The sequence below is a fragment of the Streptomyces sp. SDT5-1 genome, assembly GCF_052245995.1.
Taxonomy (GTDB): domain Bacteria; phylum Actinomycetota; class Actinomycetes; order Streptomycetales; family Streptomycetaceae; genus Streptomyces.
In genome coordinates, this window is record NZ_CM125963.1 from 1,013,928 (window position 1) to 1,037,490 (window position 23,563).

Here is a 23,563-nt window from a genome sequence, read left to right on the forward strand (position 1 = left end):
CTTCGTTGAACATTGTTGCGAGGACGGGCAGTTGGCATCACAGCACGGGCGGACGCGTCCGGCAAGACCGCGCGAGCAAGAAGGGGCGGCCGTGTCCGCCGCCCCTTCCTGTTCCACAAGTTCCCCAGGTTCTCTACGCCGACGGTTCCTTGGCCGCTCCCCCGGCCCCGGCCGGGACGCCGACGGCCGCCGCGGGCTCCTGCTCCCGGCTCCGCGCGAGGAGTTGGACGCCGACCGCCGCCAGGCAGGCCACCGCGGCAGCGGCCCAGATCGTGACGTACGCGGAGAGGGTCGGGGTGTTCGTCGAGCCGATCACGAGGGTGCCGAGCGCGACGGAGAACGCGGCGCCGCCGACGCTGCCGCCGAGTGTCTTGAAGTTGTTGTAGACGGCGGTGGCGCTCGCCGTACGGTCCGCCGCGCTGCTCTCCACGATCACGGTGGGCAGCCCGCCGAGCGCGAGCCCGACGCCGAAGCCCACCAGGGCATTGGCGACGGTGAACGGCACCAGGCCCGTGTGCAGCGCGATCAGCCCGCCGTAGCCGCAGGTGAGGAGGGTGAAGGCGAGCAGCAGCAGACGGCGGTAGCCGATCTTCCCCGCGAGATTCGCGCAGAGCGAGGAGCCGAGGAAGGCCATGACGTGCGGGACGATGCCGCACAGGCTGATCTGCCAGGCGGCGAGGTCGAACCCGTAGCCCGTCTTCTCCGGCGCGGTGGCCATGAAGCTGACGGCGACGGTCTGCCCGCCGAGCAGGACGGCGCCGAGCACGAACCCGGAGGCGTAGTACGGGGCGCTCTGCCGGCGGCCGAGTGCGCGCACGTCCACCAGGGCCTCGGGGCGGCGCAGTTGGAGCCGGGTCCACAGGTACAGGAGGGCCGCCGCGAGGACGAGGCCGCCGAGTGTGGGCACCGACAGCCAGCCCCAGGAGGAGCCGCGGGAGACGGTTCCGAGCAGCAGGACCAGGGCGACGGCGAGGAGCGCGGCGCCGGTCCAGTCCATCCGGCCGCTCGCCCGGGTGCGGGACTCGGGGATCGCCGTGAAGGACAGGGCGACGCACGCGACGGCGAGGGCGGCGAGCGCGAAGAGGGTGGTGCGCAGGTCGCCGAGGAGCGCGAGCAGCGGTCCCGCGAGCGCGTGGCCGAGGACCGAGCCGAGGGTGAGCGAGCCGACGAGCAGGCCGACCGCGCGGCGTCCGCCGTCGACGGTGAGCCGGTCGCGCACAAGGCCGATCTCCAGCGGCAGCAGCGCGGCGAGCGGTCCCATCAGGGCGCGGCCGAACAGCAGGACGCCGAGGTTGGGAGCGCAGGCCACGAGGACGGTGCCGACGGCGATGGTGCCGAGGGCGACGCGCATCATGCGCCGGTGTCCGTACAGGTCGCCGAGGCGGCCGAGGGCGGGGACGCTGACGGCGGCGGCCAGGTACTGCACGGAGGTGATCCACTGGGCCTGGCCGGTTCCGATGCCCTGCCAGTGCTGGATCTCGGGGACCAGCGGGATGGCGGCGCCCTGGAGGAAGCCGCTGATCAGCTCGAAGGCGACGAGCAGTCCGACGACCGCACGCACGCCGCCGCCCGTGGCGGGCGGCGCGCCTCCGGCGCTCACGCGGCTGCTCCCCGGGCGAGGCGGCCCTCGGCGAGCGCGGCAAGCAGCGCGGACTGCCGGTACAGGACGCGGTCGTCGAAGACGGCGCGCGGCGAGTGGTTCACGGCCGCCTTCGCCGGGTCGGCGCCTTCGGGGGCGGCGCCGACGAGGAGCATCGCGCCGGGGGTGCGCTGGAGGACGAAGGCGAAGTCCTCGGAGCCGTTGGCGGGCTTGGGCGCCTCGTGGACCTGCTCGGCGCCGAAGAGTTCGCGGGCGGTGTCGAGGGCGAAGGCGGTCTCGTCGGGGGCGTTGACGGTGACCGGGTAGCACACGTCGTACGTCACGTCGACGTCCACGCCGTGGGCGTCGGCGATGCCGCGGACGAGGCGGGGCAGGCCCTCGATGAGGCGCTCGTGGACGGGTTCCGAGTAGCTGCGGACGGTGGCCTCGAACGTCGCGGTGTCGGGGATGACGTTCTGCTGGGTGCCCGCGTGGAAGGTGCCGACGGTGACGACGGCCGGGTCGAAGATGTCGAAGCGGCGGGTCACCCACGTCTGGATCGCGGTGACGATCTCGCAGGCCACGGGGATGGGGTCCTGGGCGGCGTGCGGGGTCGAGCCGTGGCCGCCGCGGCCGCGGACGGTGACGCTCAGGACGTCGGACGCGGAGGTGACGGTGCCGGCGCGGCTGGCGATCATGCCGCCGGGCAGCCGGTCGGCGGCGACGTGCAGGGCGTAGGCCGCGTCGAGGGGTTTTCCGGCCGCGTCGAGGACGCCCTCGTCGAGCATGACGCGGGCGCCGCCGAAGCCCTCCTCGCCGGGCTGGAACATGAACACGACGTCGCCCGCGAGGTGTTCGCGGCGCTCGGCCAGGAGCCGGGCGGCGCCGACGAGCCCTGCGCTGTGCAGGTCGTGGCCGCAGGCGTGCATGGCGCCCTCGATCCGGGAGGCGTAGTCGACGCCGCTGGCCTCGGTGATGGGCAGGGCGTCCATGTCGGCGCGGAGCAGGACGGCGCCGCCGGGCCTGCCGCCGCGCAGCACGGCGGTGACGGAGCTGAGGTTCTTTCCGGTGGTGACCTCCAGGGGCAGCCCGTCGAGCGCGGCGAGGAGCTTTTCCTGGGTGCGGGGCAGGTGCAGGCCGAGTTCGGGTTCGCGGTGCAGGGCTCGGCGCAGCTCGACGAGGTCGGGCTGGAGCTCCTTGGCGCGTTCGGTGGGCGACATGACGGGGTGGACCTCCTGATGGGGCCGGACTGGTGGTGCCGGATGCGATGCAGGGGGACGTGCGGGCGCGGGGGCGCCGGGGTGGCTCAGCTCGGCAGCAGCAACTGCCGTGCGATGCCGTTCTTCTGGATCTCGGACGAGCCGGTGAGGACGCGGAACATGCGCAGCTTGCGGAAGATGGACTCGACCTCGGCGCCGCGCACGAGGCCCGCCTTGCCGTGGATCTGGACGGCCTCGTCGGCGATGCGGAAGGCGCTCTCGGCGACGAACAGCTTGCACATAAAGGCTTCCGTGCGCAGTTCCCGGCCCGCGTCGAGGTCGGCGAGCGCGTCGTAGGTCATGCTGCGGGCCGCGTAGTACGAAGTGGCCATGTCGGCGAGCTTGTGCTGGATGGACTGGAGGGCGCCGAGGGGTGCGCCGAAGACCTGCCGGGTGCGGGCGAAGTCGACGGTGAGGGCGAGGGCGCGGCGGGCCTGGCCGAGGACGGTGGGGCAGTGCAGGAGCCGGTTGGTGGTGACGCGGCCGAGTCCGATGCGCAGCCCGTCGCCCACCTTGCCAAGCAACTGGCCTGCTTCCACGCGGCAGTTGTCGAGGACGATGTCGCTCTCGATGTGCTCGCCGGACATCGGGGTCTCGCCGGGCAGCACGGTGCAGCCGGGGGAATCGAGGTCGACGAGGAAGGCGGAGAAGACCGGCTTGGCGTCCTCGGGGGCGTCGGGCTCCGGAGCCATGCGGGCGATGAGCACGGAGAAGTCGGCGAACGGTCCGGCGGAGGAGAACACCTTGTGCCCGGTGATGCGCCAGCCGTCGCCTTCGGGTGTGGCGACGGTCTTCATGGCGCGCACGTCGGACCCGGCGTCGGTCTCGGTGAGCGAGAAGCAGCAGGCGCGCTCGCCGCGGATGACCGGTTCCAGGTACGTCTTGATCTGCTGCTCGGTGGCGTACTGGAGGATGGAACCGGCACGCAGCGGGCCGCCCATGTCGCCGAGGACGCTGTGCTGGAGGATGCGTCCGGAGGCGCCGACCTCCTCCTTCAGGGCGGCGAGTTCGGTGTACGTGAGGTCCTGGCCGCCGTGTTCCTTGGGCAGGTGGATGCCGTAGAAGCCGAGTTCGCGGCTGCGCCGCCAGACGGGTTCGAGCTGCGCGCGGGTGTAGCCGGCCTCCGGCGCGAGGCCCAGTTCGCTCTCGTAGTCGGCGAGTTCGCCGTCGAGGTAGTCGCGCAGGCGGCCCACGAGGTCCTGGAGCCGCGGATTGTCCTCGTAGGTGGGGGTGAGGGTGAAGGTCATGGTGGTGCTCGTCTCCTGTCAGTGGACGCGGCGCTCGGCGCCGGTCCAGTGGCGCGCGCGGACGGCGCGGCGGTCGATCTTCCCGTTGCGGTTGACGGGCAGCGCGTCCACGAACTCGACGGTGCGCGGCTTCTTCACGCGGGCGAGGCGTGCGGCGCAGAAGTCGACGACCTCCGCCTCGCTGACCTCGGCGCCCGGCCTGCGCACGACGACCGCCTTGACGGCCTCGCCCCACTTCTCGTCGGGGACGCCGACGACGCAGGCCTCGGCGAGCGCCGGATGGTCGTACAGGACGGCCTCCACCTCGGAGCAGTACACGTTGTAACCGCCCGAGATGATCATGTCCTTCTTGCGGTCGACGATGAACAGATAGCCGTCCGCGCGGAGAAAGCCGAGGTCGCCGGTGTGCACCCAGCCGTTCTTGAACGTCTCGGCGGACAGCTCGGGTTCGTGCCAGTACGCGGTGACGCAGTCGGGGCCGCGTGCGACGACCTCGCCGATCTCGCCCGCGGGCAGCGGGGTGCCGTTCTCGTCGACGACCCGGACCTCCGTGTCGAAGACCGGACGCCCGCAGGACAGCAGCAGATCCGGGTCCGTGGTGGTGCCGGCGAGGACGTCCTCGCGGGTCAGGACGGTGATGCCGCTGGTCGTCTCGACCTGCCCGTAGCCCTGCATGACGATCGGGCCGAAGGCCTCGACGGCGTCGCGCAGGCGCTGCGGCGAGACCGGGGCGCCGCCGACGTGCAGTGAGCGGAGGCTGGACAGGTCGGCCGTGGCGGTCTTGGGGTGGGCGAGCAGCATGCCGAGCATGGTCGGCACGAGGAACGTCGCGGTGATCCGCTCGGCCTCGACGGTGGCCAGGAACTCCTCGGCTCCCCAGCGCGGCAGGACGACGACGGTGGCGCCGGAGGCCAGCAGGGCGAGCAGGGGCATGCCGGGGGCGTGCGTGATGGGTCCCGCGGCGAGATAGCACTCGGGGTGCGCGAGGTCGCCGTCCGAACTCATCATCCGCTTGCGCATGTTGGCGAGCCTGTTGCCGTGGGTCTGCACGGCGGCCTTCAGCTTGCCGGTGGATCCTGAGGTGAAGTTGAGGACGGCGGCGTCGTGCTGGTCGACCTCGACGGCGACGGCGTCCTCACTGCCCTCACCGAGCAACGCCTCGTACGTGAGCGGCCCTTCACCCCCGTACACGACAAGCAGACAGTCCCCGGATGCCTGCTCGAGAGCAGCCCCTGCGGCCTCCACCCTCTCCGCATCCACGAACAGCACCCGCACATCGGCGTCGTCGAGGATGTGCGCGACCTCGTCGACGGAGAGCCGCGGGCTGATCGGGACGCGGACGAGTCCGCTCTTGGAGAGGGCCATCTCGGTCTCGACGGCCTGCGCGCAGTTGCCCGCGTACGTCGCGACGGCCTGTCCCGGCGCGAGCCCGCGGCGTATCAGAGCGGAGGCGAGGCGATTGGTGACCCTCTCCAGCTCTCCATAGGTCAGCCTGCGTTCCCCGCAGATCAGGGCCTCGCGGTCGGGCCAGAAGGTGCTGCTTCGAGTGATGTACGTGCCCAGGTTCAACGGACTGCTCCCACGCTCGTCGGCTCAAATCGCCATGGCGACCAGTTGGAGACAGCGTGTCTACAAACCTTCGGAGTGTCAATGATCCGGTGTACGCTTCCCGGACCGAACGGGACGTGAGAGGAGCCGGACCATGCCGCCGGAACCGGGGGACCGCCGAGTACGCCGCACCCGACGCCTGTTGCGCGACGCGCTGGTGTCGCTGTCCCTGGAGCGCGGGTACGCGACGGTGACCGTGGAGGACATCACGGAGCGGGCCGACCTGGGCCGGGCCACGTTCTACAAGCACTACACGGACAAGGACGACCTGCTCGACCGCGTGGTGACCGATCTGCTCGACGAGCTCCAGGACCGTCTTCGCCCGCTCGTCCAGGCCTCCGAGGTCGGCTTCACCGGCAAACCGGCGCTGGAGATCTTCCGGCACGCCGACGAGGAGCGGGACGCCTACCGGATGATCCTGCGCGGTGAGGGCGACGGCCGGGCGCTGCGCCAGTTCACCCAGGCGCAGACCGAGGCGACCGCCGACGTCTTCCGCGCCCGCGCCGCCCACGAGGGCGTCACGCCGCGCATCAGCGTCGACGTCCTGGCCCGCGCCTGGGTGGGCGAGCAACTGGCCGTGCTCGCCTGGTGGTTGGAGGAGGACCCCCGCCCCATGCCGCCCGAGGAGGCCACCCGCATGCTCCTCGACCTCTCGATGCGCGGCCGCTACTGGGCCAACGGCTTCGAGGGCGAACCCCCGGTGCCGGACCCGTCATAGGATCCCGTCCGGCGCCGCGCGGGGCCGGACGGGAGCCCCGGACACCTGAGAGGTCAGGCGCTCTCGGCGCCGGGCGGGGTGGCCCATTCGACGAACTGGACGATCACCCCGTTGGGGTCGGTGACCTGGAAGAGGCGTTCGCCCCAGGGCTCCTCGCGCAGCGGCATGGTGATCTCGACGCCTTCGGCGCGCAGCCGCTTCTCCTCGTCCGCGATGCCGGTGACGGTGAACGCGATGATCAGGCCGGAGGCGCGCTGGTCGCGCTGGTCGGGCGGCAGTACCTCGATGCCGCGGGCGAGCAGGACGATGTCCACCGCGGCGTCGTCGCGCGACAGGGAGGCGAACCCCTCGGCGGCGGCCTGCTCGACGTAGCCGAGGTGGGCGGTGAAGAACCGCTGGGAGGCGGCGACGTCGTCGACGGTGAGCGAGACGGTGGACGCGGTGATCTGCAAGGGGCTTCTCCTCCGTGATTGCGACAGGTGGAGCACGGGAGCATCCATTCTTCGCTCCGGCGCAAACTTACGACGGACGTAAAGTTAGACCGGCACACTCAGGGGTGTCAACATAAAAATGCTACGAGGGTAAGATTGCCCCATGACTACCGACGCCGCCTCGTCCGCACCCCCTACCGGCCTGCGGGAATCCAAGAAGCAGGAGACCCGTCAGCTCATCTCGGACGTCGCCACCGGCCTGTTCCTGGCCCAGGGGTTCGAGCGGACCACCATCGCCGAGATCGCCTCCGCCGCGCGGGTGGCGAAGAAGACGGTCACCAACTACTTCCCCCGCAAGGAGGATCTGGCCCTGGACCACCAGGACGCCTTCGTGGCCACCCTGGCCGACACCGTGGCCCGCCGTCGGTCGGGCGAGTCCGCCCTGTCGGCCCTGCGTCACGCGTTCACCGAAGCGGCAGCGAAAGCCGATCCGGTCGCCGGGTTCTCCGGCCCCGACTTCGCGCGCATGGTCGCCGACAGTCCCACCCTGACCGCCCGGCTGCGCGACCTGCACGACCTGCGGGAGGCCGCCCTGGCGGACGCCCTGGCCGACGCCACCGGCGCACGCCGCGGCGACATCACCCCCCGCACCGCCGCCGCCCTGCTCGGCGCCGTGCACCGCACCTTGTTCCAGCGCATCCAGGAACTCACCCTCACCGGTGAGGACAACGCCCGGATCTCCGCCACCGTCAGCGCGGAGGCGGACAGCGCCTTCGACCTGTTGGCGCCGTCGCTGGCCGACTACGCCGCCGGGTGAGCCGGCGTGGCTCAGTGCACCGACTGCCCCTTGCCCAGGGCGATCACGCCGGACTTCGACACCGTGTAGAGCTCCGCGTCGCGGCTCGGGTTGACGCCGATCGTGGCGCCGACCGGGACCTCGACGTTCTTGTCGAGGACGGCGCCGCGCACCACCGCTCCCCTGCCGACCCGGACGTTGTCGTGCAGGACCGAGCCCTGGACGACCGCGCCGTCCTCCACGACGACGCCGGGTGACAGGACGGAGCGGGTGACCTGGCCGCGGATGACGCAGCCGGGACTGACGATGGACTCCGACGCGATGCCGCCCGCGCAGAACTTGGCGGGCGGCAACTGGCCGGAGTGCGTGTAGATCGGCCAGCGCCTGTTGTCGAGGTTGAAGACCGGGGTGTCCGAGATGAGGTCCATGTGGGCCTCGTAGTACGCGTCGAGGGTGCCGACGTCCCGCCAGTAGCCGTGGTCGCGGTCCGTCTCGCCGGGCACGTGGTTGCCGTCGAAGTCGTAGAGCTGGGCGACGCCGCGCTCGGTGAGCATCGGCACGATCGAACCGCCCATGTCGTGCAGCGAGTTGGGGTCGTCGGCGTCGCTCTGGAGGGCGTCGACCAACACCTTGGTCGTGAACAGGTAGTTGCCCATCGACGCGAACACCTGGTTCGGGGTGCCGGGCAGCGGTGGCGGGTCGGCCGGCTTCTCCAGGAACGCGTCGATGCGCGTGCCGTCGCGGGCCGGGGTGATGACGCCGAAGGACGAGGCCTCCGCGCGCGGGACGCGGATGCCCGCGACCGTGACGCCCGCGCCCGACTCGATGTGCTGGTTGAGCATCTGCCGCGGATCCATCCGGTACACGTGGTCGGCCCCGAACACCGCGATGTAGTCGGGCTGTTCGTCGTGGACCAGGTTGAGCGACTGGAGGATCGCGTCGGCGCTGCCCGAGTACCAGCGCGGGCCGAGCCGCTGCTGGGCCGGGACGGGCGTGACGTAGTTGCCGAGCAGGCTCGACATCCGCCAGGTCGTCGTGACGTGCCGGTCCAGCGAGTGCGACTTGTACTGGGTCAGGACGCACACCCGCAGGATGTCGCCGTTGACCAGGTTGGACAGGACGAAGTCGACCAGGCGGTACGTGCCGCCGAAGGTCACCGCGGGTTTCGCCCGGTCCGCCGTGAGCGGCATCAGCCGCTTGCCCTCCCCGCCTGCCAGTACGATCCCGAGCACCGAAGGTCCGCCGCGCATACCAACCCCCCTGGGATTCACGTGCCGTTGAGGATCTCCTCGTACACGTCGACCGTCCGCCGGGCCACCGTGTCCCAGCCGAACTCCGCCGCCGCCCGCTCCCGGCCCGCCTCGCCCATGGCCCGCGCCGCGCCGGTGTCGGCGACCACCCGGTTCAGGGCCTCCGCGAGCCCCGCCTCGAACGCCTCCGGGGCCCCGGCGTCGTACGGCACGAGCAGCCCCGTCTCCCCGTCGGCGACCACCTCGGGGATGCCGCCGACCGCGGAGGCGACCACGGCGGTGCCGCACGCCATCGCCTCCAGGTTCACGATGCCGAGCGGCTCGTACACCGAGGGGCAGGCGAACACCGAGGCGTGCGTGAGGAGTTGGATGACCTCCGGGCGCGGCAGCATCGACGGGATCCAGCGCACTCCGTCGCGCATGCCGCGCAGCTCGTCGACCAGCTCCCGGAACTCCCGGCCGATCTCCGGGGTGTCGGGCGCGCCCGCGCACAGCACGAGCTGCACGTCCTTCGCGAGCCCCTTCGCCGCGCGCAGCAGATGCGGCACGCCCTTCTGCCGCGTGATGCGCCCGACGAACAGCACGTAGGGCCGCTGCGGGTCGATGTCGTGGCGGCGCAGCACGTCGGTGCCGGCGTCGGCCCGGTAGAGGGACACGTCGATGCCGTTGTGCACGACGCGGACCTTCTTGGGTTCGAGCGACGGATAGCAGTCGAGGATGTCGGTGCGCATCGCGTGCGACACGGCGATCACGCGGTCGGCCGCCTCGATCGCGGTCCGCTCGGCCCACGCCGACAGCGCGTAGCCACCGCCGAGCTGCTCGGCCTTCCAGGGCCGCAGCGGCTCCAGGGAGTGCGCGGTCATCACGTGCGGTATCCCGAGGTGCAGCGCCGCGAGGTGCCCGGCCAGGTTCGTGTACCAGGTGTGGGAGTGGGCGAGGTCGCGGCCTTCGAGCGCGGCGGCGATGGACAGGTCCACGGAGAGCGTGCGGAGCGCGTCGTTCGCCCCGTCGAGCGCGGGCCAGGCCCGGTGCCTGCGCACCCCGTCACCGGCGCCCTCGCCCCAGGTGTGCACCTCGAGGTCGACGAGGGGGCGCAGCTCGCGCGCGAGGAATTCGACGTGCACTCCGGCGCCGCCGTACACATCCGGCGGATACTCCCTGGTCAGCAGTCCTACCCGCACGCGCGGCCCCCGTCTTCGTCGGTCGGCGTCACTCGCTCCGGATCGCTGTTCGAAAGCGCATCTCATGGTCACCCATGGAAGGCCCGCGCGGAAGGGCGCGGACGGCACCGGCGGCCCGAGTCTCCCCCGGGTCCCTGGGGCACCCGTCCTGGGGATGAAACAGGACCCGGCCTACTCCAACGGGAGTAGGACCCAATGCGTGCTCAGGTCGGACGACGCGAAGGGGGGAAAAGAGCGATCGTGGAAGGTATGAGAAGCGATCGTGCGCCACGCCGCACCTCCAGGAGCTCCACATGAGCGACCTGGTGCTTTCCGTGCTGCTCTCGCTCGTCTCCGCCGTCGCCTACGCCGGCGGGGCGATCGTGCAGGAGCGCGTGGCCGCGACGTCGCCCGAGGCGGCGTACGCACCGCTGCGCAGGCCCGCCTGGTGGGGCGCGGGCTGCCTGAACGGGCTCGGCGCGCTGCTGCACGTCGCCGCCCTGGCCTTCGGTCCGCTGAGCGTCGTGCAGCCGCTGGGCGCCCTGACGATCGTGCTCGCGCTGCCGATGTCGGCGCTCCTGGTGGGGCGCAGAGCCGGGGCGACGGCCTGGCGCGGCGCGATCATGGCGACGGTCGGTCTCGCGGGCCTGCTCGCGCTGACCGGGGCCACCACCGAGCAGACCCTGGACGGGACGCAGCGCCTGGTCGTCGGCCTGATCACGGCGGGCGGCGTGCTGGCCCTCATGTCGTCGGCCCGCGTCGCGCACCGGCACCCGGTGGTGCGGGCGGTGCTGCTCGCGGTCGCGGCGGGCGGCGCGTTCGGCATGGCGTCGGTGTTCACGAAGTCGGTGACCGAGGACTGGACCGGTCAGCCGCTCGAACAGCTGGCGACGCTCCTCGCGATCGCCGGCCTTGCGGCGACCGGCATGCTGCTGTCGCAGGCCTCCTACCGGGGCGCCGGGCTGGCCGCACCGCTGGCGACCGCGACGGTCGTGAACCCGGTGGTGGCGGCGACCATCGGCATCACCATGTTCGGCGAGTCGTTCCGCTACGGGACGATCGGCACGATCCTCGCGCTCAGCTGCGGCGTCGTCGCGGCGGGTGGGCTGATCCTGCTGACCACGGAGCGCATCGGGCGCGGCCGCCGTGCGGGCGCCTCGGTCGTCGCCCAGGGCGTGTCCCCGGCGATCCCGCCCGTGGTGCCGGACAGCCCGGCCGGGCTCGACTCGGTGCCGCTGCCCGGCCCCGGGTCCCGGCGCAACCGGCCGCCGTGCGACGGCCGTCCGGAGGACGTCAGATCCTGACGCCGCGGGCCCGCAGATACGCCAGCGGGTCCACGTCACTGCCGAAGCCGGGCCCGGTCCGCACCTCGAAGTGCAGATGCGGGCCCGTGCTGTTGCCGGTGGACCCGGAGCGCGCGATGCGCTGGCCCGCCACGACGCGCTGCCCGCTCTTCACGGTGAGCGCCGACAGATGCCCGTACTGGCTGTACTTGCCGTCGGCGTGCCGGATCACCACCTCGTAGCCGTACGCGCCTCCCCAGCCGGCCGAGACGACGTGTCCCGCGGCGACGGCCTTGACGGAGGTGCCGGTGGGCACCGCGAAGTCGACACCCGTGTGGTACCCCTTCGACCAGGAGGAACCGGCGGCGCGGTACGGGGTGCCGAGGGACGCGGCGACGGGGGCGACGGCGCTGTGCGCGGTGGCCTTGGCCGTCTCGGACTTCTTGGCGGCGGGCTTGGGCGCGGCCTGTTTCTGCGCCTGTTTCGATGCCTTCTTCGCGGCCTGCTGCGGTGCCTGCGCCTTCCCCGGCATCGCGAGGCGCTGGCCGGGGGTGATGAGGTCGGGGTCGGCGCCGATCGTGCTGCGGTTCGCCGCGTACAGGGCGCGCCAGCCGCCCTTCACGGACCGCTCGGCCGCGATGCCGGAGAGGGTGTCGCCGCCGACGACGCGGTACATCCGGGCACGGCCCGCCCGTGACTGCGGCGTGGACTGCGGGCGTACGTCGGGTGCGGCGGCCTCGCGGGTGAGCCCGGCGCGTCCCGAGCACACGGGCCAGGCTCCGGGGCCCTGGCCCTTCAGGACCTTCTCGGCGACGGCGATCTGCTCCTGCTTGGTGGCGAGGTCGGCGCGCGGGGCGTAGGCCGTGCCGCCGTACGCGGCCCAGGTGGAGCGGGTGAACTGGAGGCCGCCGTAGTACCCGTTGCCGGTGTTGATGCTCCAGTTGCCCGAGGACTCGCAGGCGGCGACCTTGTTCCAGGTGTGCGCGTCGGCGGCCTGCGCCGTGCCCGCGCCGATCACCGGGATCGCCATCCCGACGCCGCCCACGGTCACGGTGAGCGACGCCCGGTTGACCCGGCTCGCCTTGTACCGGCGGTGCCGGCCGCGTAACGCCATGACTGCCCCCTCGGCCACACGTAGGAGCGGCAAATTAGCCGCTCCTACGGAAGCCGACAAGGGTGCCGTGGGCCACCTTGGCGGGATTCAGCCCCTCAAGTGACCAGGAATCCACCGCAGTTGCGCGGCCTGCTGGAAGGGGCCGCCGCCCTCGTGGTCGTTGAAGGCGTACACCTCCATCGACTTGTCGGTGCCCGCCCAGTGGTTGTACGCCGCGAAGACCGTGGACGGCGGGCAGGTCAGGTCCTCCAGGGCGGCGGAGAACAGGGTCGGCGCGGTGGCGCGCGCGGCGAAGTTCATGCCGTCGAAGTACGACAGCGTCCGGAAGACGCGCTCGTCCTCGCCGATGTGCGCCTTGAGGTAGAGGGCGATCTCGCGGTAGGGGTGACGCTCGGTGAGCGTGGCCGCGCGCCGGAAGTCGCACAGGAACGGCACGTCGGGCGCCGCCGCCCTCAGGTCGGGCACCAGTCCCGCCACGGCGATGGTGATGCCGCCGCCCTGGCTGCCGCCGGTGACCGCGATCCGTGAGGCGTCGATCAGCGGGTGCGAGCGGGCGGCGTCGACGGCACGCACGGCGTCCGTGTAGACGCGCCGGTAGTAGTACTCGTGCGGGTCCTGGATGCCCTTGGTCATGAAGCCCGGCTGGGACGGCGTGGAGCCGACCGGGTCGGGGGTGTCGCCGACGCTGCCGCCGCTGCCCTGCCCGCGGGTGTCCATCACGAAGTGCGCGAACCCGGCGGCCGCCCAGCGCAGGTGGACGTGCGGGAGGCCGCGGCCGCCGCCGTAGCCGATGTACTCGACGACGGCCGGAAGCGGCTCGTTCGTGCCCGCCGGGAGGACCAGCCAGCCCTTCACGGGATGCCCGCCGTAGCCCGCGTACGTAACGTCGAATACGTCCACCGCGGTGTACGGGACGTCGACGGGCTCGAAGCGTGCGTCCAGGTCGTGCTCCCTGGCCTCGACGAGGGTCTTCTCCCAGAAGGCGTCGAAGTCGTCGGGGGCGGTCGGCTCCGGTCGGTAGGTCCGCAACGCGTCGAGCGACAGGTCGAAATGAGGCACGCACGGCTCCAAATTCGTAGAGAGTCCACGGTGGGGCGGACGCCAACCTAACCCGTCCTCCGACCAGGAATGAACAAAATTCTTCATCTTCCAGATACAGGAGCGGCAGACATGAGCACTACAGCCCAGATCGGTATCACGGGCCTCGCGGTGATGGGGCGCAATCTCGCCCGCAACTTCGCCCGGAACGGCTACGCCGTGGCCCTCCACAACCGCACGGCGTCCCGCACGCACGCGCTGGTGGAGGAGTTCGGCGAGGAGGGCGTCTTCGTGCCGACCGAGACGGCGGAGGAGTTCGTGGCCGCGCTCGAACGGCCGCGCCGCCTGGTCATCATGGTCAAGGCGGGCGAGCCGACGGACGCGGTGATCAAGGAGTTCGCGCCGCTCCTGGAGCCCGGCGACATGATCGTCGACGGTGGGAACGCGCACTTCGCGGACACCCGGCGCCGCGAGAAGGAACTGCGCGAGCAGGGCATCCACTTCGTCGGCACGGGCGTCTCGGGCGGCGAGGAGGGCGCGCTGCACGGTCCGAGCATCATGCCCGGCGGCAGCGTCGAGTCCTACGAATCGCTCGGCCCGATGCTGGAGAAGATCTCCGCGAAGGCGAAGGACGGCGCGCCCTGCGTGACCCACGTCGGCCCCGACGGGGCGGGCCACTTCGTGAAGATGGTGCACAACGGCATCGAGTACGCCGACATGCAACTCATCGGCGAGGCCTACCAGTTGCTGCGCGACGTGGCCGGCTACTCCCCCGCCGAGATCGCCGACATCTTCCGCGAGTGGAACACGGGGCGCCTCGACTCCTACCTGATCGAGATCACCTCGGAGGTCCTCGCGCACGTCGACGAGGCGACCGGCAAGCCGTTCGTGGACGTCGTCCAGGACCAGGCCGAGCAGAAGGGCACGGGACGCTGGACCGTGCAGATCGCGCTCGACCTGGGCGTGCCGGTGTCCGGCATCGCGGAGGCGGTGTTCGCCCGCTCGCTCTCGGGCCACGCCGAACTGCGCGACGCCTCCCGAGGGTTGGCGGGGCCGACGGCGAAGAAGCTCGGCCCGGGCGAGGCCGCGGCCTTCGCCGGACGCGTCGAACAGGCCCTGTACGCCTCGAAGATCGTGTCGTACACGCAGGGCTTCCACGAGATCGCCGCGGGCAGCGAGCAGTACGACTGGAACATCGACTCGGGCGCGGTGGCCCGGATCTGGCGCGGCGGCTGCATCATCCGCGCCGCGTTCCTCGACCGGATCACGGCTGCGTACGAGGCCGAGCCGGGCCTCGTGTCGCTGTTGCAGGACAAGGAGTTCGCCGCCGAGATCGCCGCGGCGCAGGACGACTGGCGTTCGGTCCTGGTCGCGGCGACCCAGCAGGGTGTGCCCACGCCGGGCTTCGCGGCGGCGCTCGCCTACTACGACGCGCTGCGCGCCGAGCGTCTGCCGGCCGCGCTCACGCAGGGCCAGCGGGACTTCTTCGGCGCGCACACGTACCGCAGGGTCGACCGGGAGGGCTCGTTCCACACGCTGTGGGGCGGCGACCGCTCCGAGGTCGAGGCGTAGGCCCTTGTCGCCGGCTCCGCTAAGCGGGTGACGGCTCGGGCTCCGGCGGGTGCGGGTCGGGGTCCGGGTCCGGCAGCGGCGGCGTCGGTGACGGCGAGGGCCGCGGCGAGGGCTCGGGCACCGGCGTCGGGAACGGGTCGGGCATCGGGCCCGGGTCGGGGCGGTCGGGGCCCGGTCCTGGACCCGGCGTCGGGGTCGGCGGGACGGGGTCGGGGAACGGATGGGTCATCGTTGGTTCCTCCAACGGTTCGGAGGGGACCTCTCCACTGTCTCCCGGCTCGCGTGCCCACGCCCGCCGGGTCCACGCGTCAGCCGTCCGTTCGCGTCAGCCTCACGACCGGAATGTCCCGGCTCGTCTTCTTCTGGTAGTCCGCGTACGGCGGGAACAGCTCCACGAGCGAGTCCCACACCCGCGCCTTCTCCTGCGTCGAAAGGGTCTCGGCGCGGGCCGCGAACCGCTCGGTCTCCACCCTCAGCCGCACGTCCGGATTGGCCTGAAGGTTGAGGTACCACAGCGGGTGCTCGTCGGCGCCGCCCTTCGATGCCACGATCAGGTAGTCCTCTCCGTCGCGGCCGTAGATCAGGACGGTGCGCCGCCACTGGCCGCTCTTGCGGCCCTGGTAGTCGAGGAGCAGGCACGGGGCGCCCTGCATGGTGGTGCCCTTGGTGCCGCCGGACTCCTCGTAGGTGCGGGCCTGGTCCGCGACCCAGCCGCTCGGGCTGACGACGACGTCGGCATCACTGTGAGTCATGCGTACTGCCTCCTGGGAAGTCGTGGGGTCAACGCCTTTCAATCTAAGTCCGGTTGACGCCCGCGCATTCCGAGGCGGCCGCGGCGAGGCCGGGGCGCGGGCTGGAGAGCACGGGCAGCGTGGTGTGGGCCCGCTCGGCGGCGTCGGTCAGCGAGGCCTGGGCGAGCACGATCACGTCGGCGTCGGCGACGCCCTCGATCGCGGTGGCGACGAGCGCGAGGTAGCCGTCCCTGTCCCCCGCGAGAAAGCGGTCCCAGGCGCCCTCGACGAACACGGTGCGCACGTCGACCGTGCGCCCGGAGCGCCGCGCCTCCTCCTCGACGAGGTCGAGGGTCGGGCCGAAGGTGCTGCGCACGGTGGCGACGACGGCGATCCGCCGCCCCTGGGCCACGGCCCGCGCGGCCATCGGCCGGTCGACGCGCAGCACCGGCACGCCGGCCTCCGCGGCGAGGCCCTCGGCGACGGCGCCGAGGGTGGAACACGTGCACAGCACGGCGTCCGTCCCTTCGGCGACCGCCGCGTCGAGCAGCGCCCGCACCTCGCCGGTCACGGCGTCGGGCCCCTCGGCGCCCGCCCGCTCCAGCAGCTCCTCGCGTACGACGTGACGCAGCGCGAGGCCGGGGTGGTCGGCGTCGCGCAGGGCGTCGAACACGGGCACGTGGACGGGCGAGGTGTGCAGGAGTGTCAGGTGCATGCCGGGCACCCTACGCGGTCGGCCACGCGCGCTGGATCACCACTTGGCGGGGTCGGCCTCCAGGGCGGACTTCGCGGCGAGCAGCAGGTCCGTGGAGACGGCGGGCGCCTCACCGGGGTGCCGCTCGGCCCACCGCACCACGAACGGGCACAGGGGCGCCACGAGCATGCCCGCGCGGGCGGCGACGGCGTACAGCTCGCGGGCGAGCGAGCCCGCGATGCCCTTCCCCTCGTGCTCCGGCTCGACGATGGTGTGCACCGGGACGAGCGCCCGCTCCGGCTCGTCCAGCACGAAGTACTGGATGTAGCCGACGACCTCGCGGCCCGAGCGGGCCTGGAGCAGCCCATTCTCCCGGAAGTCCTGGATCTCGATGTCGCTCATGGGCTCTCCTGCGTCGTGGTGGACCGGATTCAGCCCGCGGGTACCGCGTGCGGGCCGCGCGTCACATCGCCGCCGGGCACGGGAGCGGAGGCGTCCGAGCCGAGCGCCACGATCCGGTTCTCCCGGTCGACGTGCACGACGCTCGGCCGCAGGGCCCGCGCCTCGGCGTCCTCGACCTGACAGTAACTGATGATGATCACGAGGTCGCCCGGGTGCACGAGGTGCGCGGCGGCCCCGTTGATCCCGATGACACCGGACCCGCGCTCCCCCTCGATGACGTACGTCTCGAGCCGGGCGCCGTTGTCGATGTCGACGATGTGCACGAGCTCACCGGGCAGCAGATCGGCGGCGTCGAGCAGATCGGCGTCGATGGTCACGGAACCGACGTAGTGCAGGTCGGCCTGGGTGACGGTGGCGCGGTGAATCTTGGACTTGAACATGGTGCGCAGCATGGAGCTACTCCCTGAAATCGGCTCCCTGCCTGCGTTGTTGCAGGTCAAGGGCTGTCGGGTCAGCTTACAGCGAGACGCGGTGGCGGGGATGGCTCCGCAGGTTCCTCACTGTCCCGGGCGCCGATCGTGCGGCCCCTGTGCCGCTGCGGCGAACGCGTCGGCGATCGGCGCGATGAGCGAGGCGAGGCGGCGGGCGCCGATGTTGCCGATCGGCTCCCACAGCGCGGCGCAGTGCTCGTCCGTCTCCACTTCGATGCGCTCGCGCGCCGCGCTCCCGGCGTCGGTGAGCACACCGTCGGGGTCGAGCCAGCCGCGCGCGACGAGGCGCGCCGTCGCCGCGCCCCACTCCTCGTCGTCCCACTGGCGGGTCGCTCGCACCAGGGCCGTCGGGAGGCTGCCGGTCGCGGTGTGCAGAACGAGGCAGTCGCAGGGCCCGAGACCGTTGTCGGCGAGGACGACGAGATGGGCGTCGCCGCGCCACTCGCGCACCACCGTGATCTGCTGCCACAGCGCGACGAGAGGCTCGGAGGGAAGCGCGACCGAGGCGTTCGCGGCGGCCAGCACCTTGCCCGCGCAGTCGGCGCCGGCGACGACCGGGTCGATCAGCGAGCGCGCCTCGGCGAGGTGGCCGTCCGTGAGGTGTACGCCCACGCGCCGCATCGCCCGCCCTGCGGCCCGAAAACGGGCGGCCTGCCACCGCTCCGGCGGCGCGACGCCCCAGACGCCCTCCATGGCCCGCACCGCCCTCGGACTGAAGTTGTAGAAGGCCGCGAGCACGACCTGCCACGGGACCGCGCCCATCGCCGCCGACCGGAAGGCCAGATACGCCGGTCCACGGTCGGTCACGCCGAGCCCGGCCGCCTCCTCGGCGGTCTCGGGAGCCAGGTAGATGAACAGGTGGGCGGCGCTGACGGCGCGGCTGACCTCACGGACGGCACGCAGATCCATCGGGCCGTCGCCGGTGCGGACTTGGTCGGGCAGAGCGTCGAGGTGCATGGCCATGGTGCCTCCTGGGCTTGGGCGGCGGTGTCGGGCGGGTGCCTCACCGCCAGCGAATCGACAGTAACAGAGATAATCGATTATCCAGCGGATCGTCTAGGGTGGGCCCATGACTGAGACGGCGTCCCCCTCGACCCCACCGGGGAAGCAGATGCTTTCCGAACAGGTCTATGCGCACCTGCGAGACGCGATCATGCGTGGGGAGCACGCCCCTGGCGCCCCGCTCAAGCCGCAGGACCTCGCCAGGGAACAGGGCGTGAGCCTGGCCGTGGTGCGCGAGGCGCTCGTACGGGTGGTCGGTGACGGGCTCGCCGACCGGCTGCCCAACCGCGGTTTCGCCGTCCCGTCCTTCACCGACCGCCGCTGGCAGGAGATCGCGGAGGCCCGCCGGACCGTCGAACCGGTCGTCCTGCGCATGTCCATCGAGCGTGGCGACCTCGACTGGGAGGCCCGCGTGCGGGCGGCACACCATCGTCTGGCGCGCACTCCCGCATACACACCGGAGGAGGGAGAGCACTACACCGCCGCCTGGGCGGAAGCTCACCGGGCCTTCCACCGCACGTTGTTGGAGGGGTGCGGCAACCGCGCGCTCCTGGAGACCTTCGACCGGATGTGGACCGCGAGCGAGCTTGCCCGCCGTTGGTCCGCGCACCGCGACCCCGACCGGAACGGCGCCGAGGAACACCGCATGCTGGAGGAGGCGGCGCTGGCCCGCGACGCCGACACCGCGGCCGCGGTCCTGGCCCGGCACCTCACCTTGACCGCGGCGGCCCTGACCGACGACTCGGGCCGAACCACCTAGGCGTACGCCTCAACAGCCGGGGCCGGGGTGGGAGTTCACGCGTGGATTCCCGGCGCTCAGTCCCGGTACGCGGCTGTCGCGGTCTCGACGAAGGACCGGATCAGCGGATTGGTGTCGCCCTCGTTCCACACCGCCACCACGCGGCTCGGCGCCATGTCGACCAGGGGCACCACGGCCAGGTCCGCGGGCAGGTCGTGTCCGAGCGGGGTCAGGCCGACCGTGCCGTTCCACAGCACGGCCTGCACGCACTCCTGGACGGCGCGCACCACCGGCCCCTGGCGCGGTGTGCCGCCGTTCCAGTACGCCTGCCAGAGGGGGTCGGTGCCCTGCGGGAACTGGAACCAGCGACGGTCGTTCAGCTCGGCCAGTCGCAGCCGGTCACGGCCGGCCAGCGGATCGTCGGCGCGCAGCACCACTCCAACGGGGTCGGCCCGCAGCACGCGCACCGTCAGGGCGGTCTCGTCGAACGGGGCCCGCGTCAGCGCGACGTCGACAAGGCCGGCACGCAGCCCGCAGGTCGGGTCGCTCAGATCGGCGTCGCGGACGCGGATGTCGATGCCGGGATGGTTTCGGCGGTGGACGGCGGCCAGCCTCGCCACTCCGGGGTCGGTGCCGTCGCCCAGGATGCCGACGGTGAGGGTCGCGGTGCCGGCCGCGGCGCTCACGCGTACGCGGACGCGGTCGGCGTGGTCGAGCAGGGCCCGCGCCTCGTCGAGCAGCACCGTGCCCACCGACGTGAGCGTGACGCCCGTGGCCGAGCGGGTGAACAGCCGGGCCCCGACCTCGGCCTCCAACTGCTTGATCGCCCGGCTCAGCGGCGGCTGGCTCATGTGCAGTCGTGCGGCGGCCCGGCCGAAGTGGCGTTCCTCGGCGACGGCAACGAAGTAGCGCAGGGTGCGTAGCTCCACGCAGCGACGATACCCACGAGGTATCGGCGTCGCGGAACGGGTCTTGGACACCGACAGGGCATCGGCGGTGCACTCGTGGGCATGACCGAAGAAACAAGGGCCAGCGGGCCGCGGACCGACCCCGCCGTATCGGTGGTGGGTCCCGGCGACGGAGAGACGATCGTCCTGGGCACGACGCGCATGCGCGTCCTGGAGGACGGCAGCCACACCGGGCACCGCCTCGCCATCGCCGAGTCCGTCCTCGCCCCGCACACCCCTGGGCCGCCCCAGCACCGCCACTCCGAACACGACGAGGGCTTCTACATCCTCTCCGGCACCGTGCGTTTCACCGTCGGGCACGAGAACCACGACGCCGCCGCCGGCACGCTCGTGATGGTTCCGCCCGGCACCCCGCACACCTTCGCCAACGTGTCCGACCAATCCGCCGTCATGCTCAGCACGTTCACCCCCGATCTGTACGTGCAGTACTTCCGGGACCTCCAGGCCCTGCTCACCGGCGACCGGCCCCCGACGCCTCAGGCCACGATCGACACGATGAGCCACTACGCGACCGAGCCCGCCACCGACCTCGCACCGGTTGCCCATGAACGGGAATCATGAACATCGCCTATTGGATCGTCGCGGGGCTGCTCGCCCTCTTCTACGTCTACTCCGGCACGCTGAAGGTGAGCCGGAGCCGCGATCGGCTCCGCCCCATGATGGCCTGGGTCGACCGCGTGCCGTTGCCCGTCCTCAGAGCGCTGGGGGCGGTCGAAGTACTCGGCGCGGCCGGCCTGATCCTGCCGCCCCTGACCGGCATCGCCCCCGTCCTCGCACCGGCCGCGGCCGTCGGCTTCGTCCTTCTGCAGGCCGGTGCGATCGCCGTCCACCTGACCGGCGACGACCGACGGATCACGCTCAACATCGGGCTCGCCGCCGCCGCGGCCGTGACCGTCTGGCTGGCCACCGGTCTGTGATCGTCGGCCACGCCGCCGCCGAACCGCTCGACGAGCGCTCCGCGCGCCGGAGCGGGTTCAGTCGGCGTGGGCCGTCGTCCCGAGGCCGTCTTCGTGTGCAGCGAGCACCGCGTCGCCGTGCTCCCTCGCCCAGTCGGCCAGCATGCGAATCGGATCGATCAGCGTCGCCCCGAGCGCGGTGAGCTCGTAGTCGACACGGGGCGGCGCCTCGGCACGGGCGTGACGGCGAACGAGTCCGTGCGCCTCGAGCCGGCGGAGCGTCTGGGTGAGCACCTTGCGGGAGATACCGCCGATCAGTTCGATCAACTCACCGTGGCGCACGGGCCCCTTGCTGAGGCCGGCGAGCACGACCACCGTCCACTTGTCGGCGATCAGCTCGACCGCCAGACGCGCGGGGCAATCGGCCAGAAAGAGGTTGCCGGGGCCAAGATCGCTCATGGTGCCCAAGGTACCTGCCGGTTCCTGTCGGATACCTAGCGTGGTTTCTCCCCCCCCCGTCTTCAACCAGGAGAGTCATGCGAGTCATCACTCAGCACACGACCGGCGGCCCCGAGGTACTCACCATCGTGGAAGCGCCCGAGCCCCGGCCGCTGCCGACCGAAGTCCTCGTCCGGGTCAGGGCGATCGGCCTCAACCCACTGGAGGCTCGCCTGCGCGCCGGCGAATTCCCGCTGATCGGCCCGCCGCCGTTCGTCCTCGGCTGGGACATCAGCGGCGTCGTCGAACAGGCGCAGACCGGGCGGTTCAGGCCCGGCGACGAGGTGTTCGGGATGCCCCTGTTCCCTCGGGCGGCCCGCGCGTACGCCGAAGCCGTGTCGGCGCCGGCGCTGCACCTGGCACCGAAGCCCGCGTCGCTGTCGCACGTCGAGGCCGCCGCGCTGCCGATCGTCGGGCTCACAGCCTGGCAGGGACTCGTCGACCTCGGCGGCGTGACCGAGGGCGACCGCGTCCTGGTCCACGGCGGTGGCGGCGGGGTCGGACATGTCGCCATCCAGATCGCGAAGGCGCTCGGTGCGCACGTCACCGCGACCGCCGGCCGGAGCAAGCGCGAGTTCGTCGAGGCTCTCGGCGCCGACGAGGTGATCGACTACACCGCGGTCGACTTCGCCGAGACGGTCCGGGACATCGACGTCGCGCTCGACACGCTCGGCGGCGACACCGCCGCGCGGTCGCTCCCAGTGCTCCGCCCCGGCGGTCACCTGGTGACAGCGGTCGCCGACGACGACGTGGAGCTCGCCGCCCGGTTCGAGTCGGCCGGCATGCGCTTCAGCGGCATCGCGGTCGACCCCGATCCTGTCGCCCTGCGAGGCCTCGTCACCCTTGTCGAACAGGGCGAACTCCGCGTCCACGTACAGGAGACGTTCCCCTTCGAGCGCGTCGCCGACGCGCACCGCTTGCTGGACGAGGGGCATCTCCAGGGCAAGCTCGTTCTCACCATCTGAGCCGCTCACGGGTGGCTCGGAAGGCGACCCGTCGACGCCGGCTCCGCCTCCGACACAGCAGCCCCGCGAAGAGGAGCGCTCTCCTGTCGCCGGTGGGGCACCCGAGGAGGACGATGGAGGGTACGGAGCCGGGCGGTGAGCGGCGAGTTCTGATCGGCCGGCCGAGTGAGAGAGGAGGTGCGGCGTCATGGCGCAGTTCATGGACGTCCACCACGGAATGAAGGGCCTCACCGCCGACGACCTGATGAAGGCGCACCAGGCGGATCTGGCGATCGAGAAGGAGGAAGGCGTCCACTTCGAGAAGGCCTGGGCGGACCCGCAGTCCGGCACGGTGTACTGCCTGTCCGAAGGCCCCTCCGCGGATGCGGTCCAGCGCATCCACGAACGGGCCGGGCACAAGGCCGACGAGATTCACGCGGTGCCGCTGTCCGCCTGACCGGTCCGCCGGCGCAGCAGCCGGTCCGCCGTGAGCACGGCGAGCGCCACCGTAAGGCCGAGGGCGAGGCCGCCGAGCACGTCGGTCGCCCAGTGCACGCCCAGGTAGATCCGGCTGGCCCCGACCAGCACCGTGCAGGCGACGACCGCCACCCACACCCCGGCCTTCGCCCCGCGCGCGGCGAGGCGGTCGGTGATCAGGACGGCGAGCAGCGGCAGCAGTGCGGCGGTCATGGTCGTGTGGCGTGACGGGAAGGAGTAGTCGCTCTCGTGCACGAGCCAGTACGACATCGGGGGCCTGACCCGCAGGGCCAGGTCCTTGGCGACGGTGGCCGCCGCCACCGACAGCGCGCCCGCGGCGCCGACGAGCAGCACGGGTCGCCATGACCGCGCCCGCCGGGCCAGGACCAGTGCCACCAGGACCGCGAGCACGACCAAGGGGATCTCGGCGGCGTTCGTGACCGCCGTCATGACCGTGGTGAGAACGCCGTCGCGGTGCTCGACCGCCTCCGTGAGCGCCGGGTGGTCGAGCCATGCGGCGTGGCCGTCCGCGACGAGCCCGGCGTCGGCGGCGAAGACGGTCGCGCTCGCGGCGAGCGGCAGCACCGCGGGGCGAAGGGCGGGGACGACGGCGGACGAGGACACGGGGCACACTCCGAGTTTCTGCGGCGGCTCCCGTGCGACGGC

The 23,563-nt window shown here is 72.1% G+C and carries 27 protein-coding genes; 9 read left to right on the forward strand and 18 right to left on the reverse strand.

Features of this window, described 5'->3' with window-relative positions; all coding sequences use genetic code 11:
• Positions 1–133: 133 nt before the first annotated feature.
• From ACTWJ8_RS04795 to ACTWJ8_RS04810, 4 genes are all read right to left on the reverse strand, one after another.
• Positions 134–1,600, reverse strand: a complete 1,467-nt coding sequence (locus ACTWJ8_RS04795; protein ID WP_356380704.1) for an MFS transporter — start codon at positions 1,598–1,600, stop codon at positions 134–136.
• On the reverse strand, positions 1,597–2,799 hold the full coding sequence (locus ACTWJ8_RS04800) for a M20 metallopeptidase family protein (protein ID WP_356380706.1): 1,203 nt from the start codon (positions 2,797–2,799) through the stop codon (positions 1,597–1,599). Before ACTWJ8_RS04800 ends, ACTWJ8_RS04795 begins: the two co-directional genes overlap by 4 nt.
• Before the next feature lie 86 nt (positions 2,800–2,885).
• Positions 2,886–4,085, reverse strand: coding sequence for an acyl-CoA dehydrogenase family protein (locus ACTWJ8_RS04805; protein WP_443263042.1), 1,200 nt, complete (start codon positions 4,083–4,085; stop codon positions 2,886–2,888).
• Between the two features lie 18 nt (positions 4,086–4,103).
• Positions 4,104–5,654 (reverse strand): acyl-CoA synthetase, encoded by a 1,551-nt coding sequence (locus ACTWJ8_RS04810; RefSeq protein ID WP_443263043.1) that lies wholly within the window; start codon positions 5,652–5,654, stop codon positions 4,104–4,106.
• A 133-nt stretch (positions 5,655–5,787) separates the two neighbouring features.
• Here ACTWJ8_RS04810 and ACTWJ8_RS04815 point away from each other — a divergent pair, with 133 nt between their 5' ends.
• The gene (locus ACTWJ8_RS04815; RefSeq protein WP_443263044.1) at positions 5,788–6,411 is read left to right on the forward strand and encodes a TetR/AcrR family transcriptional regulator; all 624 of its coding nucleotides are present in this window, start codon (positions 5,788–5,790) and stop codon (positions 6,409–6,411) included.
• 53 nt (positions 6,412–6,464) lie between these two features.
• On the opposite strand, the gene ACTWJ8_RS04820 is transcribed toward ACTWJ8_RS04815, so the two are convergent.
• Positions 6,465–6,863 carry a VOC family protein gene (locus ACTWJ8_RS04820; protein ID WP_356380718.1) on the reverse strand — a complete coding sequence of 133 codons (399 nt, stop codon included), beginning with the start codon at positions 6,861–6,863 and terminating at the stop codon, positions 6,465–6,467.
• Positions 6,864–7,005: 142 nt separating this feature from the next.
• Here ACTWJ8_RS04820 and ACTWJ8_RS04825 point away from each other — a divergent pair, with 142 nt between their 5' ends.
• Complete coding sequence (locus ACTWJ8_RS04825; RefSeq protein WP_443263045.1) at positions 7,006–7,659, forward strand: TetR/AcrR family transcriptional regulator; 654 nt, start codon at positions 7,006–7,008, stop codon at positions 7,657–7,659.
• Between the two features lie 11 nt (positions 7,660–7,670).
• Here ACTWJ8_RS04825 and glgC read toward each other — a convergent pair whose 3' ends face one another.
• Entirely contained in the window at positions 7,671–8,888 is a 1,218-nt protein-coding gene (gene glgC, locus ACTWJ8_RS04830; RefSeq protein ID WP_443263046.1) for a glucose-1-phosphate adenylyltransferase, read from the reverse strand.
• A 17-nt stretch (positions 8,889–8,905) separates the two neighbouring features.
• Complete coding sequence (gene glgA / locus ACTWJ8_RS04835; RefSeq protein WP_356380725.1) at positions 8,906–10,069, reverse strand: glycogen synthase; 1,164 nt, start codon at positions 10,067–10,069, stop codon at positions 8,906–8,908.
• Positions 10,070–10,362: 293 nt separating this feature from the next.
• Between glgA and ACTWJ8_RS04840 the strand changes: the two genes are divergently transcribed.
• Positions 10,363–11,352: a DMT family transporter gene (locus tag ACTWJ8_RS04840; protein WP_443263047.1), complete on the forward strand. Its 990-nt coding sequence runs from the start codon at positions 10,363–10,365 to the stop codon at positions 11,350–11,352.
• Here the strand turns inward: ACTWJ8_RS04840 and ACTWJ8_RS04845 are convergent.
• Positions 11,342–12,445, reverse strand: a complete 1,104-nt coding sequence (locus ACTWJ8_RS04845) for a transglycosylase family protein (RefSeq protein WP_443263048.1) — start codon at positions 12,443–12,445, stop codon at positions 11,342–11,344. The genes ACTWJ8_RS04840 and ACTWJ8_RS04845 overlap by 11 nt on opposite strands.
• Before the next feature lie 87 nt (positions 12,446–12,532).
• Complete coding sequence (locus ACTWJ8_RS04850; protein WP_443263049.1) at positions 12,533–13,504, reverse strand: acetylxylan esterase; 972 nt, start codon at positions 13,502–13,504, stop codon at positions 12,533–12,535.
• A gap of 111 nt (positions 13,505–13,615) precedes the next feature.
• Between ACTWJ8_RS04850 and gndA the strand changes: the two genes are divergently transcribed.
• On the forward strand, positions 13,616–15,055 hold the full coding sequence (gene gndA / locus ACTWJ8_RS04855; protein ID WP_356380735.1) for an NADP-dependent phosphogluconate dehydrogenase: 1,440 nt from the start codon (positions 13,616–13,618) through the stop codon (positions 15,053–15,055).
• 19 nt (positions 15,056–15,074) lie between these two features.
• Here the strand turns inward: gndA and ACTWJ8_RS04860 are convergent, their stop codons facing one another.
• The 6 genes from ACTWJ8_RS04860 to ACTWJ8_RS04885 form a co-directional block, all read right to left on the reverse strand.
• Positions 15,075–15,284, reverse strand: a complete 210-nt coding sequence (locus tag ACTWJ8_RS04860; protein ID WP_356380738.1) for a hypothetical protein — start codon at positions 15,282–15,284, stop codon at positions 15,075–15,077.
• Positions 15,285–15,363: 79 nt separating this feature from the next.
• Positions 15,364–15,807 carry a nitroreductase family deazaflavin-dependent oxidoreductase gene (locus ACTWJ8_RS04865; RefSeq protein WP_443263050.1) on the reverse strand — a complete coding sequence of 148 codons (444 nt, stop codon included), beginning with the start codon at positions 15,805–15,807 and terminating at the stop codon, positions 15,364–15,366.
• A gap of 43 nt (positions 15,808–15,850) precedes the next feature.
• A complete protein-coding gene (locus tag ACTWJ8_RS04870; RefSeq protein ID WP_443263051.1) occupies positions 15,851–16,501 on the reverse strand; it encodes an aspartate/glutamate racemase family protein in 651 nt (216 codons plus the stop codon).
• Positions 16,502–16,537: 36 nt separating this feature from the next.
• Positions 16,538–16,882 carry a GNAT family N-acetyltransferase gene (locus ACTWJ8_RS04875; protein ID WP_443263052.1) on the reverse strand — a complete coding sequence of 115 codons (345 nt, stop codon included), beginning with the start codon at positions 16,880–16,882 and terminating at the stop codon, positions 16,538–16,540.
• 29 nt (positions 16,883–16,911) lie between these two features.
• On the reverse strand, positions 16,912–17,334 hold the full coding sequence (gene panD, locus ACTWJ8_RS04880) for an aspartate 1-decarboxylase (RefSeq protein ID WP_356380749.1): 423 nt from the start codon (positions 17,332–17,334) through the stop codon (positions 16,912–16,914).
• Positions 17,335–17,439: 105 nt separating this feature from the next.
• Positions 17,440–18,330 carry an SCO6745 family protein gene (locus ACTWJ8_RS04885; protein ID WP_443264807.1) on the reverse strand — a complete coding sequence of 297 codons (891 nt, stop codon included), beginning with the start codon at positions 18,328–18,330 and terminating at the stop codon, positions 17,440–17,442.
• Between the two features lie 112 nt (positions 18,331–18,442).
• Here ACTWJ8_RS04885 and ACTWJ8_RS04890 point away from each other — a divergent pair, with 112 nt between their 5' ends.
• On the forward strand, positions 18,443–19,135 hold the full coding sequence (locus tag ACTWJ8_RS04890) for a GntR family transcriptional regulator (RefSeq protein WP_443263053.1): 693 nt from the start codon (positions 18,443–18,445) through the stop codon (positions 19,133–19,135).
• A gap of 56 nt (positions 19,136–19,191) precedes the next feature.
• Here ACTWJ8_RS04890 and ACTWJ8_RS04895 read toward each other — a convergent pair whose 3' ends face one another.
• Positions 19,192–20,043: a LysR family transcriptional regulator gene (locus ACTWJ8_RS04895; protein ID WP_443263054.1), complete on the reverse strand. Its 852-nt coding sequence runs from the start codon at positions 20,041–20,043 to the stop codon at positions 19,192–19,194.
• Between the two features lie 81 nt (positions 20,044–20,124).
• Between ACTWJ8_RS04895 and ACTWJ8_RS04900 the strand changes: the two genes are divergently transcribed.
• Together ACTWJ8_RS04900 and ACTWJ8_RS04905 are read left to right on the forward strand one after the other, a co-directional pair.
• Positions 20,125–20,643 (forward strand): cupin domain-containing protein, encoded by a 519-nt coding sequence (locus ACTWJ8_RS04900; RefSeq protein WP_443263055.1) that lies wholly within the window; start codon positions 20,125–20,127, stop codon positions 20,641–20,643.
• Complete coding sequence (locus ACTWJ8_RS04905) at positions 20,640–20,999, forward strand: DoxX family protein (RefSeq protein ID WP_443263056.1); 360 nt, start codon at positions 20,640–20,642, stop codon at positions 20,997–20,999. Before ACTWJ8_RS04900 ends, ACTWJ8_RS04905 begins: the two co-directional genes overlap by 4 nt.
• Before the next feature lie 57 nt (positions 21,000–21,056).
• On the opposite strand, the gene ACTWJ8_RS04910 is transcribed toward ACTWJ8_RS04905, so the two are convergent.
• Entirely contained in the window at positions 21,057–21,437 is a 381-nt protein-coding gene (locus tag ACTWJ8_RS04910) for a winged helix-turn-helix transcriptional regulator (protein WP_443263057.1), read from the reverse strand.
• Between the two features lie 77 nt (positions 21,438–21,514).
• On the opposite strand from ACTWJ8_RS04910, the gene ACTWJ8_RS04915 reads away from it, so the two are divergent.
• Both ACTWJ8_RS04915 and ACTWJ8_RS04920 read left to right on the forward strand, forming a co-directional pair.
• The gene (locus tag ACTWJ8_RS04915) at positions 21,515–22,441 is read left to right on the forward strand and encodes an NADP-dependent oxidoreductase (RefSeq protein ID WP_443263058.1); all 927 of its coding nucleotides are present in this window, start codon (positions 21,515–21,517) and stop codon (positions 22,439–22,441) included.
• A 187-nt stretch (positions 22,442–22,628) separates the two neighbouring features.
• Complete coding sequence (locus tag ACTWJ8_RS04920; RefSeq protein ID WP_356380768.1) at positions 22,629–22,877, forward strand: SCO4226 family nickel-binding protein; 249 nt, start codon at positions 22,629–22,631, stop codon at positions 22,875–22,877.
• Here the strand turns inward: ACTWJ8_RS04920 and ACTWJ8_RS04925 are convergent.
• A complete protein-coding gene (locus tag ACTWJ8_RS04925; RefSeq protein ID WP_356380771.1) occupies positions 22,853–23,521 on the reverse strand; it encodes a phosphatase PAP2 family protein in 669 nt (222 codons plus the stop codon). The two genes, ACTWJ8_RS04920 and ACTWJ8_RS04925, sit on opposite strands and share 25 nt — an antisense overlap.
• Positions 23,522–23,563: the final 42 nt, after the last annotated feature.